Source organism: Oryzomicrobium terrae (assembly GCF_008274805.1).
In the GTDB taxonomy this organism is placed as follows: domain Bacteria; phylum Pseudomonadota; class Gammaproteobacteria; order Burkholderiales; family Rhodocyclaceae; genus Oryzomicrobium; species Oryzomicrobium terrae.
The window spans coordinates 1,581,521-1,598,130 of sequence record NZ_CP022579.1 but is presented as its reverse complement, the minus strand read 5'-3'; the positions used below and the strand labels follow the sequence as shown (position 1 = coordinate 1,598,130).

The window sequence follows — 16,610 nt, the reverse complement described above, 5'->3', positions numbered from 1 at the left end:
ACTGCACCCTGCGAAGGGGAGCGGTGCCGCGATACGGCACCGCTCCTTTCCGCTTTCTCCTACTTGCGCAACATGGCCAGTACTTCGGCCTCTTGCGGTGTTGCCGGCTCCAGGGTGCCGTTGATCAGCCCCCAGAGCTCGTGATCGTCCATGTCTGCCAATTCCACGAACACCTGGACCTGCTCGTCGTTCAGGCTGGAGAATTTCTCGTCGAGAAATCTTTCCAGCGTGATGTCGACTTCAAGCAGGCCGCGGCGAACGCAGCGCCAGCGCAGACGATTCAGTTCCTCTTGCGTAAGACTCACGTGATTCGTCCGATCAGACCATCCGCTGAACCATCATGTCCTTGATCTTGCCGATGGCCTTGGTCGGGTTGAGACCCTTCGGGCAGACATCGACGCAGTTCATGATGGTGTGGCAGCGGAACAGACGGTACGGGTCTTCAAGATTGTCGAGACGCTCGTTGGTTGCCTGGTCGCGGGTATCGGCCAGGAAGCGGTAGGCCGCCAACAGACCGGCAGGGCCGACGAACTTGTCCGGGTTCCACCAGAACGACGGGCAGGACGTGGAGCAGCAGGCGCACAGGATGCACTCATACAGCCCGTTCAGTTCTTCCCGGTCTTCCGGGGATTGCAGCCGCTCGCGCTCCGGAGCCGGATCGTTGTTGATCAGATAGGGCTTGATCGAGTGGTATTGCTTGAAGAACTGCGTCATGTCCACGATCAGATCGCGAACCACCGGCAGACCCGGCAGCGGCCGCAGCACGATCGGCTGGGCCAGGCTGTCGATATCGGTCAGACAGGCCAGGCCGTTCTTGCCATTGATGTTCATGGCGTCGGAACCGCACACACCTTCACGGCAGGAGCGACGGAAAGCCAGGGTATCGTCCAGGGCCTTCAGCTTGACCATGGCATCCAGGAGCTTGCGATCGGTGGAATCCAGTTCCACCGAAATGTCCTGCATGTACGGCTTGTCGTCCTTGTCCGGATCGTAGCGGTAGATAGAAAACTTCACGGTAGCCATTTATCTGGAACTCCTTAGTAGGCGCGCTTCTTCAGGGCGATCGTCTCGACCGTCAGGGGCTTCATGTTCACCGGCTTGTAGTCGAGACGGTTGCCGTCGCGATGCCATAGGGTGTGCTTCAGCCATTCCTGGTCGTTGCGGCCATCGGGATGTTCCGGGGTATCCACTGCGTCGTCGCGCACGTGGGCGCCGCGGGATTCGGTACGGCCATTGGCGGAGACCATGGTGGCCTTGGCAACCTCGATCAGGTTTTCCAGTTCCAGAGCTTCGGTACGGGCGGTATTCCAGACCTTGGACTTATCCTTGATCTCGGTACGTTTGACCCGCTCTTCCACCTCGGCGATCTTTTCCACCCCCTTGGCCAGCATGTCCTTGAAGCGGAACACACCGGCGTGATCCTGCATGGTGCGCTGCATGGCGAGGCGAGCTTCATGCACGTTTTCGCCGGACTTCTGCGAATCGAGGCGGGCGATCCGGGCCAAGGACACGTCGGCCGCATCCTTAGGCAGTTCGCGGTGCGACGCAGGCATGGCCTTGATGTCCTCGACCATGGTCTCGCCGGAGGACTTGCCGAACACCAGCAGGTCGAGCAAGGAGTTGGTACCGAGGCGGTTGGCACCGTGCACCGAAGCGCAGGCGCATTCGCCAGCAGCATAGAAGCCGGGCACGGCCACGTTGTAGTCGCCGCCCTGGGGAACCACCACACGACCGGAGTAGTTGGTGGGGATACCGCCCATCTGGTAGTGACAGGTCGGCACCACCGGAATCGGGGTCTTGATCGGATCAACACCGGCGAACTGGATGGCAATTTCACGAATGCCGGGCAGGCGCTTCATGATAGTGGCCGGTTCCAGGTGAGTGATGTCGAGCAGCACGAAATCCTTGTTGGGACCGCAGCCGCGACCTTCCTTGATTTCCGTGGCCATGGCGCGGGACACCACGTCGCGGGAGGCCAGATCCTTGGCATTCGGTGCGTAGCGTTCCATGAAACGCTCGCCGGAGGAGTTGCGCAGAATACCGCCTTCGCCACGCACGCCTTCGGTGATCAGCACGCCGGCGCCGGCCACGCCGGTCGGGTGGAACTGCCAGAACTCCATGTCTTCGAGCGGGATGCCGGCACGCGCCGCCATGCCGACACCGTCGCCGGTGTTGATGAAGGCGTTGGTGGAGCTGTAGAAGATACGGCCGGCGCCGCCGGTGGCGAACAGGGTCGCCTTGGCGTGGAAGATGTGGACTTCGCCGGTTTCCATTTCCAGGGCGGTGACGCCGAGCACGGTGCCATCCACATCGCGGATCAGGTCCAGGGCCATCCATTCGACGAAGAACTGGGTGTTGGCCTTGACGTTGCGCTGGTACATGGCGTGCAGCATGGCGTGACCGGTACGGTCGGCCGCGGCACAGGAGCGACGTACGGGGCGCTCGCCAAAGTTGGACATGTGGCCACCGAAGGGGCGCTGATAGATCTTGCCGTTGTCCAGACGGTCGAAAGGCATGCCGTAGTGCTCAAGCTCGACCACCACTTCATTGGCCTTGCGGCACATGAACTCGATGGCGTCCTGGTCGCCGAGCCAGTCGGACCCCTTGACGGTGTCGTACATGTGCCAGTGCCAGTGATCTTCCTCGGAGTTGCCGAGGGATGCAGCCACCCCACCCTGAGCTGCCACGGTGTGGGAGCGGGTCGGGAAGACTTTGGACAGCACGGCGGTTTTGAGACCGGCTTCGGACAGCTGGATGGCAGCGCGCAGGCCGGCACCACCGGCACCGACGATCACTGCATCGTACTTATGAACGGGAATATTCACTTACAGTCTCCACAGAATCTGGGCGGCCCAGCCGGCATAGCCCACCAGGGCGGCGATCAAGACCACCATCAGACCGAGGCGCAGACCGGTCGGCTTGATGTAGTCCATGAAGATGTCGCGCACGCCGATCCAGGCGTGGTAGAAGAGGGACAGAAGCGCCAGGAAGGTGGCGAACTTCATGAAACCGTTGGCAAACAGAGCGTGCCAGGCTTCAAAAGTGCTACCGCCATTGGCGACGACAGCCACCAGCAGAATGACGGTATAGACGGCCATGATGACCGCAGTGGCGCGCTGGGCAATCCAGTCGCGCAGGCCGTAACCAGCCCCAACAACGATACGATTTACCACAGCAGCGCCCCCCCGAGGATCGCCGTGGCCACGAGGCTGACGGCAAAAGAGATTTTGCTGGTCATCCGAGCGGCTTCCTTCTCGATGCCGATGTGACCGTCGAGCAGCAGATAGCGGATACCGGCGCAGAAATGATGGCAATAGGCCCACAGCAGACCGAGCAGCACCACCTTGACGACGATATTCCCGGCCAACCCCTTCACCATGGCGAAGGAATCAGGCGATGCAAGACTGCTTTGGAACAACCACAGCAGCACCGGCAGGAACAGGAACAGGCCCGCACCGCTGACGCGATGGAGAATCGACAGCACAGCCGGAAGCGGCTGCTTGATCGACAGGAGGTCCAAGTTCTTTGGACGTTTCTTCTTCATGGTGAGCTCAGCCATGTATCTTCTTCCCTCAACTAAGCGCGGCCGAATCTTGAAACACCGAAACTTCCGGCACTTCCGGGTCAGACCGCCCGACCCGCTTTGCTGCATTTAGACTCCCCGCTGAAACAGCGGCCCAACCCGTCCTACCGGACTTAGGTAAGACGAAAATTATATCCTTCCCGACAAACCTCTGTCCTGACGACCGCCCGCCTGCACCCGACCCATCAATTCAATTCGTTGAGGTACACGTGCTTCTGGGTCGAATAGAAGCCGCGCCGCCACTCCACCGGCTTGTTGCCATAGGTGTAGGTGACGCGCTCGACCAGAAGCAAGGGGCTACCCTCCGGAACCTGAAGCCGCTCAGCCACGCCACGCTCGGCAGCCACAGCGCGGATGCGCTCCTCGGCACGGAGCATGCGTACCCCGTAACGGGACTCGAACAGGCTATAGAGGGATTTATCGCTGGACTGGAGAACGTCCAGAGTGAGATCGGGGAACAACTCCCCGGGAAGATAGATTTCATCGACTACCACCGGCTCGCCCTCAAAGCGAAGCAGGCGATGCACGATGGTCACCGGCGCGCCGTGTTCGAGATCGAGAACACGGGCGGCATCGACACCAGCCTTGACGCGAATGCAGTCAAGCGGCTCGCTGTCGTGGGGCTGCAAGCCCCCCTCGATCGGCACCAGGCGCAAGAAACGGAAAAACGCGCGGGGATCGGCATGGGTCGCGACAAAGGTACCCTTACCCTGGCGACGCACCAGCAGATTCTCTGCTGCCATCTCATCGATAGCCTTGCGCACCGTCCCCTGGCTCACGTTAAAGCGCGACGCCAGCTCGGTTTCGCTGGGGATGGCATCGCCCGGATGCCATTCTCCGGCTTCCAGGCTTTTCATCATCAGCTCCTTGATCTGCCGGTAGAGCGGCGAGAAAGTCGGAGATGCAGCAGGCGTGCGATTCATGGGCGGGTATTTGAACATAAATTGTTAGGAACGTCTATTCTAAAACTTTATTCTTACATCTTATATAAGACATATGATAGGTCATTGACTTATCAGCACTTAATTCCTAATATTGTTCGGCTCAAAAGCCCTCACCGTACCCGGGTCGACGGCCGGCCCCAGGAAGTGCAAAATGCCCTCCCCTGATGCCCCGCCCCCTCCAGGAGCCATCCTGCCGGCTAGGGACGCAGCAACAGCAACCGTACGCAGTACTTTTTATAGACAGCCTTAACAGGAGTCGCACTATGTCCAAAGCCCCCGTTCGCGTCGCCGTCACTGGCGCCGCCGGCCAGATCGGTTACAGCCTGCTGTTCCGCATTGCCAGCGGCGAAATGCTCGGTAAGGACCAACCCGTCATTCTTCAACTCCTCGATCTGCCCCAGGCTCAGAAGGCCGTCCAGGGCGTCATCATGGAACTGGAAGACTGTGCCTTCCCGCTGCTCGCCGGTGTGGTCGCGACCGACGACCCGAACGTGGCCTTCAAGGACGCCGACTACTGCCTGCTCGTGGGCGCCCGCCCCCGCGGCCCCGGCATGGAGCGCGCCGATCTGTTGACCGCCAATGGCGCCATCTTCACCGTTCAGGGCAAGGCTATCGCCGAAAACGCCAATGAAAACGTGAAGGTCCTGGTGGTAGGCAACCCCTGCAACACCAATGCCTACATCGCCCGCGCCGCCGCCATCAAAGTCGGCCGCACCAACCCGAACAACTACCACGGCATGCTGCGCCTGGATCATAACCGCGCCCTGTCCCAGCTGTCCGCCAAGACCGGCCGTCCAGTGTCCTCCTTCAAGCAGATGGTGGTCTGGGGCAACCACTCCCCCACCATGTACGCCGATTACCGTTTCGCCACCTCCAACGGCGACAACGTCAAGGCCCTGGTGAACGACGCTGTCTGGAACAACGATGTGTTCCTGCCCACCGTGGGCAAGCGCGGCGCCGCCATCATCGACGCCCGCGGCCTGTCTTCTGCCGCCTCTGCCGCCAACGCCGCCATCGACCACATGCACGACTGGGCCCTCGGCTCCGACGACTGGGTCACCATGGGCGTACCCGCTCCCGCCGGCAACAGCTACGGTATCCCCGAAGGTGTGGTGTTCGGCTTCCCCTGCGAGTGCAAGGGCGGTTCCTTCAAGGTCATCGAAGGCCTGGAAATCGACGCCTACTCCAAGGAAAAGATCCAGAAGACCCTCGACGAGCTCGAAGGCGAGCGCGCCGCTGTGGCCGACATGCTCAAGTAATCGAGCCTGCGACTGCGAAAAGGGCTGCCGGAAAATCCGGCAGCCCTTTTTTATTGCCCGAACCGGCAAGCCTCCCGTCGTAAAATTGCCGACCGGACCTCCCGCCCCTCCCCTGTCACCTGAGGAAACTCCCATGCCCCGCCCTACCTTTCACCGCCTTGCCCTGCCGGCTTTAGCGCTCCTGCTTCCATTCGCCTCCGCGCAGGCAGCCGATCCGGTGGTTCAGCCGGGGTTATGGGAATTTCGCATGGAAATTTCCGCCCCCGGGGGCATGACCGCCATACCGGCGCAAACGTTGAAGCGCTGCCTGACGGCCAAGGACATCGCGGAAAACCGCCATATTGCGCCCAACGACCCCAAGAACCCGTGCACAGTGAGTAACGTCAAGAATAGCGGCGGCAAGTTTTCCTACGACCTGGCCTGCAAGACAGGGGGCCAGAGCATGACGGGTTCTGCAACCGGTACGGTTGCAGCGGAAAGCTTCGACCTGCAGAGCAAGATGCGCTTTTCGCCAAGCATAGAAGGCTTGGGCGAAGTACAGCAGCGCATGACCGGCAAGCGCATCGGCACCTGTTGAACCAGCCCTTGCCGTGAGTCTTACCATCCTCTATCAGGACGACGCGCTGGTCGCCATCGACAAGCCCCCCGGCCTGCTCACCCACCGCAGCTTCCTCGACTTTCACGAAACCCGCTTCGCCGTGCAGATGCTGCGCGACCAGATCGGCCGCAAAGTCTGGCCGGTGCACCGCCTCGACAAAGGCACGTCGGGAATTTTACTGTTTGCCCTGTCGGCAGAGGATTGCCGCACCATGAGCGAATCTTTCGCTACCCAAGCCGTAGAAAAAACCTACCTGGCCGTGGTGCGCGGCCACCCCGCCGAAAGCGGGGAAATCGACCACCCCCTAGAACGCCAGGACGATGGCGAGGCACCTCCCGACACCGCTCGCAATACCGAAGCCGGCATAGCCAACGGCGCAACGGTTCAAGCCGCTGTCACGCGCTACCGACGCCTGGCGACTATCGAAGTGCCGATTGCAGTGGACCGCTACCCTACCAGCCGCTACGCCTTGGTCGCCCTATCTCCGCTAACCGGGCGGCGCCACCAACTGCGCCGCCACATGAAGCACATTGCCCACCCGATCATCGGCGACTCCCGCTACGGCAAGGGCCGCCACAACCGCATGATCCAGGAGCATTACGGCGCTCACCGCCTGCTCCTGCACTGCGTGGAAACCCGCTTGCACCACCCCATCAGCGGAGCCCCCCTGCTGTTGCAGGCCCCCGTGAACGGTCAATTTGCGGCGCTGGTGGAACGCTGGGGCTGGGCTAATGCCCTGCCCACCGCCTGGTACACACCAAGCCCCGCTCCTGACGAAGTTGCAACTTCACCGGCAGACTAGGCGTCATAGGCTTTTTACCCGCCTTTTTGAGCAGCTAGTTGCTGGCTGCCCATTGCCGCTCCGGGGAGGTAGCAGTCCATGTTTTGGCGCAACCGGCTTCCTGACTTCGTCCAACGCCTCACCCGCTACGATCTGCCTCTGGCGATTTCGTTGTGGGATGGCACCCGCTTCGCCCTCGGCCACGACCCCGGCGTCACCCTGCACATCCGCGACAGCATTGGCCTCACCCGCCTGCTCCGCCCCAGCCTGGACCGCTTGGGCGAGGCCTATGTCGAGGGCCATATCGACGTGGAAGGCCCACTCCATACGCTGATCGACGGCGCGACGCGGCTTGCCAGCCATGCCCTTGCACCGACCGGTCGCTACGGCCGTATCCGCCACATGGTGCGCCACTCACGCAAGGTCGACGCCGATGCCATCGCCTACCACTACGACGTGGCCAACGACTTCTATCGCCTGTGGCTGGACCAGGAAATGATCTATTCCTGCGCCTATTTCAATCGTCCGAACGACACCCTGGAAGCAGCCCAGGTCGCCAAGCTCGACCACATCCTGACCAAGATCCGCCTCCGTCCCGGCGATCGCCTGCTCGACATCGGTTGTGGCTGGGGCGCCCTGATCCTGCGGGCCGTGGAAAAATATGGCGCCACAGCCGTGGGCATCACCCTGTCACAGCAGCAATACGAGCTAGCCAAGGAGCGCATTGCCAGGGCCGGCCTGGCCAATCGCTGCGAGGTGCATCTCACCGACTACCGGGACATGACGGGCAAGTTCGACCGCATCACCAGCATCGGCATGTTCGAGCACGTCGGCCTCAAACACCTGCGCGGCTACTTCACCACCCTGCGCCATCTGCTCAAGGATGACGGCATCGTGCTCAACCACGGCATCACGTCCACTGATCCCGAATCGGGAGAAACTCCCTGGGGGGGCGGCCGATTCATCGACCGCTATGTCTTTCCCAACGGGGAACTACCGCACATCTCACTGGCACTGCGCGAACTGGAAGCCGCCGGCCTGGAAACTGCAGACGTGGAAAACCTGCGCCGCCATTACGCGCTGACCCTGGACCACTGGGCGCAGCGCTTCGAGGCCAACGCCGAAGCCATCCGTCGCATCGCCGGCGAAAAGCGCTACCGCATCTGGCGCGTCTACCTGGCCGGTTGTGCCCACGGCTTTCGCCATGGCTGGATGGCCATCCACCAGATCCTCGCGACGCCTTACGGCCACGCCAGCTCCCTGCCCCTGACCCGCAACTGGATGTATGCGGGCTAACTCCCCCAGCAGTCCTCCGCGGTTATCCACTGCGGGGGCATGAGGCATAAGAACGTCTCAGGACGATGCGGCGGTCGCTTTATCGCCACCCGGGGACGCGGTATCGCTCGCGGCCGGCGGAGCAAGCTTGGCGCCAAGGAAATCGTCCAGCCCCTTATGCACCAGGTCGTAGGTTTTCATGATGCCGCTCTCGATATCGCCGCTCAGCACCCCCAATCCCTTGAGCAGTTCCTTGGCTTCGCCAAACCCCTTCTCGAAGCCGCCACGGATCAGGTCCACGAAGTTCCGCGCCAAGGTCTCGGGATCTTCACCCGGATGCTGGGCGGCGTAGGCGTCAAAAAAGCCAGTGGACAAGGCAACGATACGGCCGGCGGTTGCCTCCGGAGAATTATCCTGGCTCATGGCACCTTGCAGGGCATCGGGCCCCAGATCCGGAGCAAGCGCTTCATTGATCTTGTCGATGGCCGAACGGAACAGCAGGGCCTGGGATTTATCCCCTGCCTGGATCGACACTTCCAAGGACGACTGCAAAATCTGCACATTCAAGGCGCTGCGGGCAGACGCTTCAGCACTTTTCACCTGGGAGTCACCGCTGGCCTTGGCCTTGTCGGCTCCTGCCGCAGGTAACGGCTGGGCCGCTTTGCTCGATTGCGAAGCAGTGGCGGCAGCGGCACTGCCCGTAGGAAGGGAAATCGTCATGGGAGTCTCCAGAATCGAACCGGCCTTATGCCAGCCTCTTATCGTTATAGCGTTCGCTGCAGGAGAAACTTGAGCGATTCCTGACGATAAATTGACACACCCAGGCAAATATTCACACCGCGGCCCATCGATGCCAGGCAATTCGGCAAGTCGGCCACTCAGAACGGCAAACTGAGGGGCTGCCTGGCGATGCTGCACGTGCATCGAAGCGCCTGTTCGGATATGTGCTGCCACCGCCCCATCCTGCAACAGGCGCAAAAAAAAACGGCCCCGCCTTGTGGGCGGAGCCGTTCCCTCCTCGCTACTTCCTTTGGTTTTATTCCTGCATCGTCAGAGCGTGACGGTATCGGCCACGTCCTTGAACTCGGCGATCTGGTCGAAGTTCATGTAGCGGTAGATATCGGCAGCCTTCTGGTTGACCACGTTCACCTGCTCCATGTACTCGGCCACACTCGGGATCTTGCCGAGCAGGGCGCAGACAGCCGCCAGTTCGGCGGAACCCAGGTAAACCCGGGTGTCGATGCCCAGCCGGTTCGGGAAGTTCCGGGTGGAGGTGGACATGGCGGTGGAACCCTTGCGGATCTGCGCCTGGTTGCCCATGCACAGGGAGCAGCCGGGCATTTCCATGCGGGCGCCGGACTTGCCGAGAACCGAGTAGTAGCCTTCCTCGTTGAGGATCATGGCGTCCATCTTGGTCGGCGGGGCGATCCACAGACGGGTCGGGATGTCGGACTTGCCATCCAGCACCTTGCCCGCGGCGCGGAAGTGGCCGATGTTGGTCATGCACGAGCCGATGAACACTTCGTCGATCTTGTCGCCGGCGACTTCGGACAGCAGTTTCACGTCGTCCGGGTCGTTCGGGCAGGCGACGATGGGCTCCTTGATGTCGGCCAGGTCGATCTCGATCACGGCGGCGTATTCGGCATCGGCGTCGGCCTTGAGCAGCTCGCCCTTGGCGATCCACTCTTCCATGGCCTTGATGCGGCGCTTCAGGGTGCGGGCATCCTGGTAGCCGTTGGCGATCATCCACTTCATCAAGGTGATGTTCGAGTTCATGTACTCGACGATCGGTTCCTTGTTGAGGTGCACCGTGCAGCCGGCGGCGGAGCGCTCGGCGGAAGCGTCGGTCAGTTCGAAGGCCTGTTCCACCTTCAGGTCGGGCAGACCTTCGATTTCCAGGATGCGGCCGGAGAAGATGTTCTTCTTGCCCTTCTTCTCGACGGTCAGCAGGCCCTGGCGGATGGCGTACAGGGGAATGGCATTGACCAGGTCACGCAGGGTGACGCCGGGCTGCATCTTGCCCTTGAAGCGCACCAGCACGGATTCGGGCATATCCAGGGGCATCACGCCGGTAGCGGCGGCGAAGGCCACCAGACCGGAGCCGGCCGGGAAGGAGATGCCGATCGGGAAACGGGTGTGGGAGTCACCGCCGGTGCCGACGGTGTCCGGCAGCAGCAGGCGGTTCAGCCAGGAGTGGATCACGCCGTCACCCGGACGCAGGGCGACGCCGCCGCGGGTGCTGATGAAGGACGGCAGCTCGCGGTGCATGCGCACGTCCACCAGCTTCGGGTAGGCGGCGGTGTGGCAGAAGGACTGCATCACCATGTCGGCGGAGAAGCCCAGGCAAGCCAGGTCCTTCAGTTCGTCGCGGGTCATGGGGCCGGTGGTGTCCTGGGAACCGACGGTGGTCATCTTCGGTTCGCAGTAGGTACCCGGGCGGATGCCCTGGCCTTCCGGCAGGCCACAGGCGCGGCCGACCATCTTCTGCGCCAGGGAGAAACCCTTGCCGGAATCGGCCGGGTTCTGGGGCAGGCGGAACAGGGTGGAGGGGGCCAGGCCCAGGGCCTCGCGGGCCTTGGCGGTGAGGCCACGGCCGATGATCAGGGGGATGCGGCCGCCGGCGCGCACTTCGTCCAGGATCACCAGGGTCTTGAGCTGGGATTCGGCGATCACGGCACCGTTCTTGAGGGCGGTGACCTTACCGCTGGCGTGATCGACCTTCAGCTCGATCTCGTCGCCCATGTCCATCTGGCCGGCGTCGATTTCGATCGGCAGGGCGCCGGCGTCTTCCATGGTGTTGAAGAAGATCGGGGCGATCTTGGAACCCAGGCAGACGCCGCCGAAGCGCTTATTCGGGACGAAGGGGATGTCTTCGCCGGTGAACCACAGCACCGAGTTGGTGGCGGACTTGCGGGAGGAGCCGGTGCCGACCACGTCACCCACGTAGGCAACCAGGTTGCCCTTGGCGCGCAGTTCTTCGAGGAACTTGACCGGGCCGCGCACGCCGGCTTCTTCCGGGGTGATGCCCGGGCGCGGGTTCTTCAGCATGGCTAGGGCGTGCAGCGGGATGTCCGGGCGGGACCAGGCATCCGGGGCCGGGGACAGGTCGTCGGTGTTGGTTTCGCCGGTGACCTTGAAAACGGTGAGCTTCTGGGAAGCCGGCACTTCGGGGCGGGAGGTGAACCACTCGCCATCGGCCCAGGACTGCAGCACGGCCTTGGCGTTGGCGTTGCCGGACTTGGCCAGCTCGGCCACGTCGTGGAAGTAGTCGAACACCAGCAGGGTCTTCTTCAGGCCCTCGGCCGCCACGCCGCCCACTTCGGCGTCGCCGAGCAGGTCGATCAGGGGCTTGATGTTGAAGCCGCCGAGCATGGTGCCCAGCAGTTCGGTGGCCTTGGCGCGGGACACCAGGGCGCAGGATTCTTCGCCTTTGGCGACCTTGGCCAGGAAGGCGGCCTTGACCTTGGCGGCGTCATCCACGCCGGCCGGCACGCGGTGGGTGATGAGCTCAACCAGGGCCTGCTCTTCGCCCTTGGGCGGGTTCTTCAGCAGCGCGATCAGTTCTTCGGTCTGCTTCGCCGTCAGCGGCAGGGGCGGAATGCCAAGCGCAGCGCGCTCGGCCACGTGGGCACGATAGGTTTCCAGCACGGCTCAATCCTCACACGAGAAGGTCCAAACTCCCTGGCATCCGCCAAGGCGGACCCAAGTCTTATATATGATAGCTTTTTAGCGTTAGGGTGTGAACGTCGGACGCCAAAAAAGCGCAAAAAAACACTGGCATTCTTTGGGGGAGATCGAAGCCGGCCGGTGCGTTGCAACGCACCAGCGGCGGAACCCGACAGGCAACACCGGGTCGGACTAAGATCAATCAGGTGCCTCCAAGCCACGGAGCCGATCCTGCGACAGTCCTCAAGGAGTTGTCATGACCCAGCCGAACCCTTACGCAACCACCCGGCAACGCTTTTCGACCCCGGCGGGCCGAAGCGGCGAATTTTACTCTCTCCCCGCCCTGGCCGCCTCCGGATTTCCCGCAATATCCCGTTTGCCGGTGTCGATCCGTATCGTGCTTGAAGCCGTGTTGCGCCAGTGTGACGGCAACAAGGTGACCGGCGAGCACGTCGCCCAGCTGGCCAACTGGGGTGCCTATGCGCCCCGCAGCGACGAGATTCCGTTCGTCGTCGCCCGGGTGGTTCTGCAGGACTTCACCGGTGTTCCCCTGCTCTGCGACCTTGCCGCCATGCGCAACGTGGCCGCCGACCTGGGCCGCGACCCCAAGCGCATCGAGCCCCTGGTGCCGGTGGACCTGGTGGTGGATCACTCGGTGCAGGTGGACGTCTATGGCACCCCGGACGCCCTGGTGCGCAACATGCAATACGAATTCCAGCGCAACGGCGAGCGCTACCAGTTCATGAAGTGGGGCATGCAGGCCTTCGACACCTTCAAGGTGGTGCCCCCCGGCATCGGCATCGTGCACCAGGTGAACCTGGAATACCTGTTCCGCGGCGTGCGCGGCAAGGACGGGGTGTATTTCCCCGACACCCTGGTGGGCACCGATTCCCATACCACCATGATCAACGGCGTCGGCGTGGTCGGCTGGGGCGTCGGCGGCATCGAGGCCGAAGCCGCCATGCTCGGCCAGCCGGTGTACTTCCTCACCCCGGATGTGGTCGGCGTGGAACTGCAAGGCAAGCTCAACGAAGGCGTCACCGCCACCGACCTGGTGCTGACCCTCACCGAACTGCTGCGCCGGGCCAAGGTGGTGGGCAAGTTCGTCGAATTCTTCGGCGAGGGCACCGCCAGCCTGTCGGTCACCGACCGGGCCACCATCGCCAACATGGCCCCGGAATACGGCGCCACCATGGGCTTCTTCCCCCCGGATGAGAAGACCGTGGCCTTCCTGCGCAACACCGGCCGCAGCGACGAGGAAGCCGACCTGTTCGAAGGCTACTTCCGCGCCCAGGACCTGTTCGGCATTCCCCGGGCCGGCCAGATCGACTATTCCCAGGTGCTCACCCTGGACCTGGCCACCGTGGTGCCGTCCCTGGCCGGGCCCAAGCGGCCCCAGGACCGCATCCCCCTGCCCGAGATGGGCCGCACCTTCGACCGGCTGTTTTCCGCCCCGGTGGCCGACAACGGCTTCGGCAAGAGCGCCCAGGCCCTGGGCGAGACCGTAGCCACGGCCATGCCCGGCGTCAGCCTGCACCACGGCGACGTGCTGATCGCCGCCATCACCTCCTGCACCAACACCTCCAACCCGGCGGTGCTGATCGCCGCCGGTCTGCTGGCCAAGAAGGCGGTGGACAAGGGCCTGACGGTCCAGCCCCACATCAAGACCTCCCTGGCCCCCGGCTCCCGAGTGGTCACCGCGTACCTGGAAAAGGCCGGCCTGCTGGAACCCCTGGCCAAGCTGGGCTTCGCCCTGGCCGGTTACGGCTGCACCACCTGCATCGGCAACTCCGGTGACCTGGCGCCGGAGTTCAATGAGGCCATCGCCGGCAACGACGTGGTGGCCGCCGCCGTGCTCTCGGGCAACCGCAACTTCGAGGCCCGCATCCACCCCAGCATCCGCGCCAACTACCTGGCCTCGCCGCCCCTGGTGGTGGCCTTCGCCATCGCCGGGCGGGCCAACGTGGACCTGACCGCGGAACCCCTGGGCACGGGCCGCGACGGCCAGCCGGTGTACCTGCGCGACATCTGGCCGAGCAGCGACGAGATCAACGCCGTGCTGCCCTACGCCCAGGACCCGGCCACCTACCAGCGGCTCTATGCCGACTTCACCAAGGACCACGACCTGTGGAACGCGGTGCCCGCCCCCTCCGGTCAGGTCTATGGCTGGCCGGCCTCCACCTACATCGCCCGGCCGCCCTTCTTCGACGGCTTTTCCATGCAGCCGGGCACGATCCAGGGCATCGCCGGAGCCAAGCCCTTGCTGCTGCTGGGGGACTCGGTGACCACCGACCACATCTCGCCGGCCGGCTCGTTCAAGGCCGCCACCCCGGCGGGCCAGTGGCTGCAAGGCCAGGGGGTGACGCCCCTCAACTTCAACTCCTACGGTTCCCGCCGCGGCAACCACGACGTGATGGTGCGCGGCACCTTCGCCAACGTGCGGGTGAAGAACCTGATGCTGCCGCCCAAGGCGGACGGTAGCCGGGTCGAAGGGGGCTACACCCTGCTCGACGGCCGGCAGACCTCGGTGTTCGAGGCCGCCAGCGCCTACCTGCAGCGCGGCATCCCGACCATCGTGCTGGCCGGGGAGGAATACGGCACCGGCTCGTCCCGGGACTGGGCGGCCAAGGGCACCCAACTGCTCGGGGTGAAGATGGTGGTGGCCCGAAGCTTCGAGCGCATCCACCGGGCCAACCTGGTGGGCATGGGCGTGCTGCCGCTGCAATTCCAGGGCCAGGACAGCATCCAGTCCCTGGGCCTAGACGGTACCGAAACCTTCGACATCGTTGACCTGGACGACACCCTCCAGCCCCAGCAGACCCTGGGCCTGCGCATCACCTGCGCCGACGGCACGGGGCGGGAGATTGCCGTCACCTGCCGCATCGACACGCCGATCGAGGTGGACTACTACCGCCACGGCGGCATCCTGCCCTACGTGCTGCGCCAGTTGATGGCTTAAGCCCACGGGTCTATCCGGGGGGAACGGTGGCACCCGGTGCGTCATAGTTCCTCCCGGAAGCGGCATGTTTCCTGGAAAATTAGCAGGTGATCATATACGGCGCACCAGACGCCGGCCGTTATTCACCTCGCCCAGGGAATCCATGGTTTTCAGTCGATTTTTCAAGCGTCAGAGCAACGACGCCACCACCCCAGTCACGCCGCCCGCCCCCGCTCAACCTGCCCCCGCGGCCGCTCCAGACCACGCTGCCCTCGCCCGCCGCCAAGCCGCCGAGGCCCTATTGCACCGGGAAGAAGTGGTCGATGCCCGCAACCGGCTCTACGGCTACCGTTTCTCCTACCGCTCCCTCCAGGCCCCCGGCGCCTCCTCGGCCTTGCTATCGGCCCTCGCGGCAGCCGAGATCGGCAACTTCGCCCAGCGCCGTCTGGCGGTCATTCCGATTACGGCCGATGCCGTACTACAGGACGAATACCTTCCCCTGGCGGCCCCCCACAGCTACTTCTTGTTCGACCTGCGCGCCGAAGCCAGCGGCTTTCTCGCCAGCGCGGCCGCCAGCGAGGTTTTTCGCCGGTTGCACGCCAGCGGCAGCCGCATCGCCCTGACCGGGCTCGACCTGGAGCCGGCTACCCTGCCCCTGGCGGCCAATGCGGACCTGGTCTTCCTCTCCCTTCAGGATCTTCCCCTTCAGACCTTCGAGCAGCTCGCCCGGGGGCTCAAGGCCTGCCGGGCGGGCCTGCAACTGGCGGCGGAGGCAGTCCATTCCTGGCCCGAGCGGCGCATGATCGCCAAGTGGGGCTTCGAGTACTGCCTGGGGGATTTCCTCACCACCCCGGATGCCGACGAGCAGCAAAGCCGGCTCGACCAGAGCCGGCTGGTGCTGATCGAGATGCTCAATCTGCTGCGCAGCGATTCCGACCCGGCCGAACTGGGCGCCATCGCCAAGAAGGACCCAGGCGTGGCCCTCAAGCTGCTGGGCCTGGCCAATTCGCCGGCGGCCGGGCTGTCCAGTCCGGTGGCCAGCCTGGAGCAAGCCATCCTGGTACTGGGACGGGACCGGCTCTACCGCTGGCTGAGCGTTTCCATGTTCCGCGTCGGCCAGACCCGGGACCGGGACGAAGCCCTGCTCGAGGTGGCCCTGGTGCGCGCCCGTTTCCTCGAAACCGTGGCGGCCGGCAGCCAGGCACGGGCCGTCTGCGACGAATTGTTCCTGGTCGGCTTGCTCTCCCTCTTCGAGCTGCTGCTGGCCACACCCCTGTCCCAGATCCTCGAACGGCTGCGTCTGCCGGAAACGGTGAGCGAGGTGCTACTGCACAACACCGGCCCCTACGCCCGCTACCTGATGCTGGCCCTGGCGGTGGAAAAGGGCCAGGTGGAACGGGCCACGACACTGGCCGGCCAACTGGGATTGGACGCCACGACCCTGCGCGCGACCAATCAGGCGGCCTTGGCCTGGGCGGAAGAAGCTCTGGGCTATACCACCCCGGCGGATATCCCGGCCTGATTACGGCCGGCGGCGAGGCCGCCCACCCAGTGGCCGGGGGTCCC

At 63.7% G+C, this 16,610-nt stretch carries 14 protein-coding genes; 6 read left to right on the top strand and 8 right to left on the bottom strand.

Annotated features, from left to right (window positions below):
• Window positions 1–59 precede the first annotated feature (59 nt).
• From OTERR_RS07400 to OTERR_RS07375, 6 genes are all read right to left on the bottom strand, one after another.
• Entirely contained in the window at window positions 60–305 is a 246-nt protein-coding gene (locus OTERR_RS07400; RefSeq protein ID WP_054620675.1) for an FAD assembly factor SdhE, read from the bottom strand.
• A gap of 13 nt (window positions 306–318) precedes the next feature.
• Window positions 319–1,023 carry a succinate dehydrogenase iron-sulfur subunit gene (locus tag OTERR_RS07395; protein WP_054620674.1) on the bottom strand — a complete coding sequence of 235 codons (705 nt, stop codon included), beginning with the start codon at window positions 1,021–1,023 and terminating at the stop codon, window positions 319–321.
• A 14-nt stretch (window positions 1,024–1,037) separates the two neighbouring features.
• Window positions 1,038–2,825, bottom strand: a complete 1,788-nt coding sequence (sdhA, locus tag OTERR_RS07390) for a succinate dehydrogenase flavoprotein subunit (RefSeq protein WP_149425320.1) — start codon at window positions 2,823–2,825, stop codon at window positions 1,038–1,040.
• Entirely contained in the window at window positions 2,826–3,173 is a 348-nt protein-coding gene (gene sdhD, locus OTERR_RS07385) for a succinate dehydrogenase, hydrophobic membrane anchor protein (RefSeq protein WP_149425319.1), read from the bottom strand.
• Window positions 3,167–3,559, bottom strand: coding sequence for a succinate dehydrogenase, cytochrome b556 subunit (gene sdhC / locus OTERR_RS07380; RefSeq protein ID WP_054620671.1), 393 nt, complete (start codon window positions 3,557–3,559; stop codon window positions 3,167–3,169). Before sdhC ends, sdhD begins: the two co-directional genes overlap by 7 nt.
• Before the next feature lie 209 nt (window positions 3,560–3,768).
• Window positions 3,769–4,506 carry a GntR family transcriptional regulator gene (locus OTERR_RS07375; RefSeq protein ID WP_054620731.1) on the bottom strand — a complete coding sequence of 246 codons (738 nt, stop codon included), beginning with the start codon at window positions 4,504–4,506 and terminating at the stop codon, window positions 3,769–3,771.
• A 284-nt stretch (window positions 4,507–4,790) separates the two neighbouring features.
• Between OTERR_RS07375 and OTERR_RS07370 the strand changes: the two genes are divergently transcribed.
• The 4 genes from OTERR_RS07370 to OTERR_RS07355 all read left to right on the top strand — a co-directional run bounded on the left by OTERR_RS07370 (window position 4,791) and on the right by OTERR_RS07355 (window position 8,461).
• Complete coding sequence (locus OTERR_RS07370; RefSeq protein ID WP_149425318.1) at window positions 4,791–5,786, top strand: malate dehydrogenase; 996 nt, start codon at window positions 4,791–4,793, stop codon at window positions 5,784–5,786.
• Between the two features lie 133 nt (window positions 5,787–5,919).
• Complete coding sequence (locus OTERR_RS07365; RefSeq protein WP_149425317.1) at window positions 5,920–6,363, top strand: DUF3617 domain-containing protein; 444 nt, start codon at window positions 5,920–5,922, stop codon at window positions 6,361–6,363.
• 13 nt (window positions 6,364–6,376) lie between these two features.
• Window positions 6,377–7,186 (top strand): pseudouridine synthase, encoded by an 810-nt coding sequence (locus tag OTERR_RS07360; protein ID WP_149425316.1) that lies wholly within the window; start codon window positions 6,377–6,379, stop codon window positions 7,184–7,186.
• Window positions 7,187–7,264: 78 nt separating this feature from the next.
• Window positions 7,265–8,461, top strand: coding sequence for an SAM-dependent methyltransferase (locus OTERR_RS07355; protein WP_149425315.1), 1,197 nt, complete (start codon window positions 7,265–7,267; stop codon window positions 8,459–8,461).
• Window positions 8,462–8,518: 57 nt separating this feature from the next.
• On the opposite strand, the gene OTERR_RS07350 is transcribed toward OTERR_RS07355, so the two are convergent.
• Window positions 8,519–9,160 (bottom strand): DUF5610 domain-containing protein, encoded by a 642-nt coding sequence (locus OTERR_RS07350; RefSeq protein WP_149425314.1) that lies wholly within the window; start codon window positions 9,158–9,160, stop codon window positions 8,519–8,521.
• Window positions 9,161–9,490: 330 nt separating this feature from the next.
• On the bottom strand, window positions 9,491–12,088 hold the full coding sequence (locus OTERR_RS07345; RefSeq protein ID WP_149425313.1) for a bifunctional aconitate hydratase 2/2-methylisocitrate dehydratase: 2,598 nt from the start codon (window positions 12,086–12,088) through the stop codon (window positions 9,491–9,493).
• A gap of 274 nt (window positions 12,089–12,362) precedes the next feature.
• Here OTERR_RS07345 and acnA point away from each other — a divergent pair, with 274 nt between their 5' ends.
• Together acnA and OTERR_RS07335 are read left to right on the top strand one after the other, a co-directional pair.
• Window positions 12,363–15,065, top strand: a complete 2,703-nt coding sequence (gene acnA, locus OTERR_RS07340; protein WP_149425312.1) for an aconitate hydratase AcnA — start codon at window positions 12,363–12,365, stop codon at window positions 15,063–15,065.
• 142 nt (window positions 15,066–15,207) lie between these two features.
• Window positions 15,208–16,566 (top strand): EAL and HDOD domain-containing protein, encoded by a 1,359-nt coding sequence (locus OTERR_RS07335; protein ID WP_187775327.1) that lies wholly within the window; start codon window positions 15,208–15,210, stop codon window positions 16,564–16,566.
• Window positions 16,567–16,610: the final 44 nt, after the last annotated feature.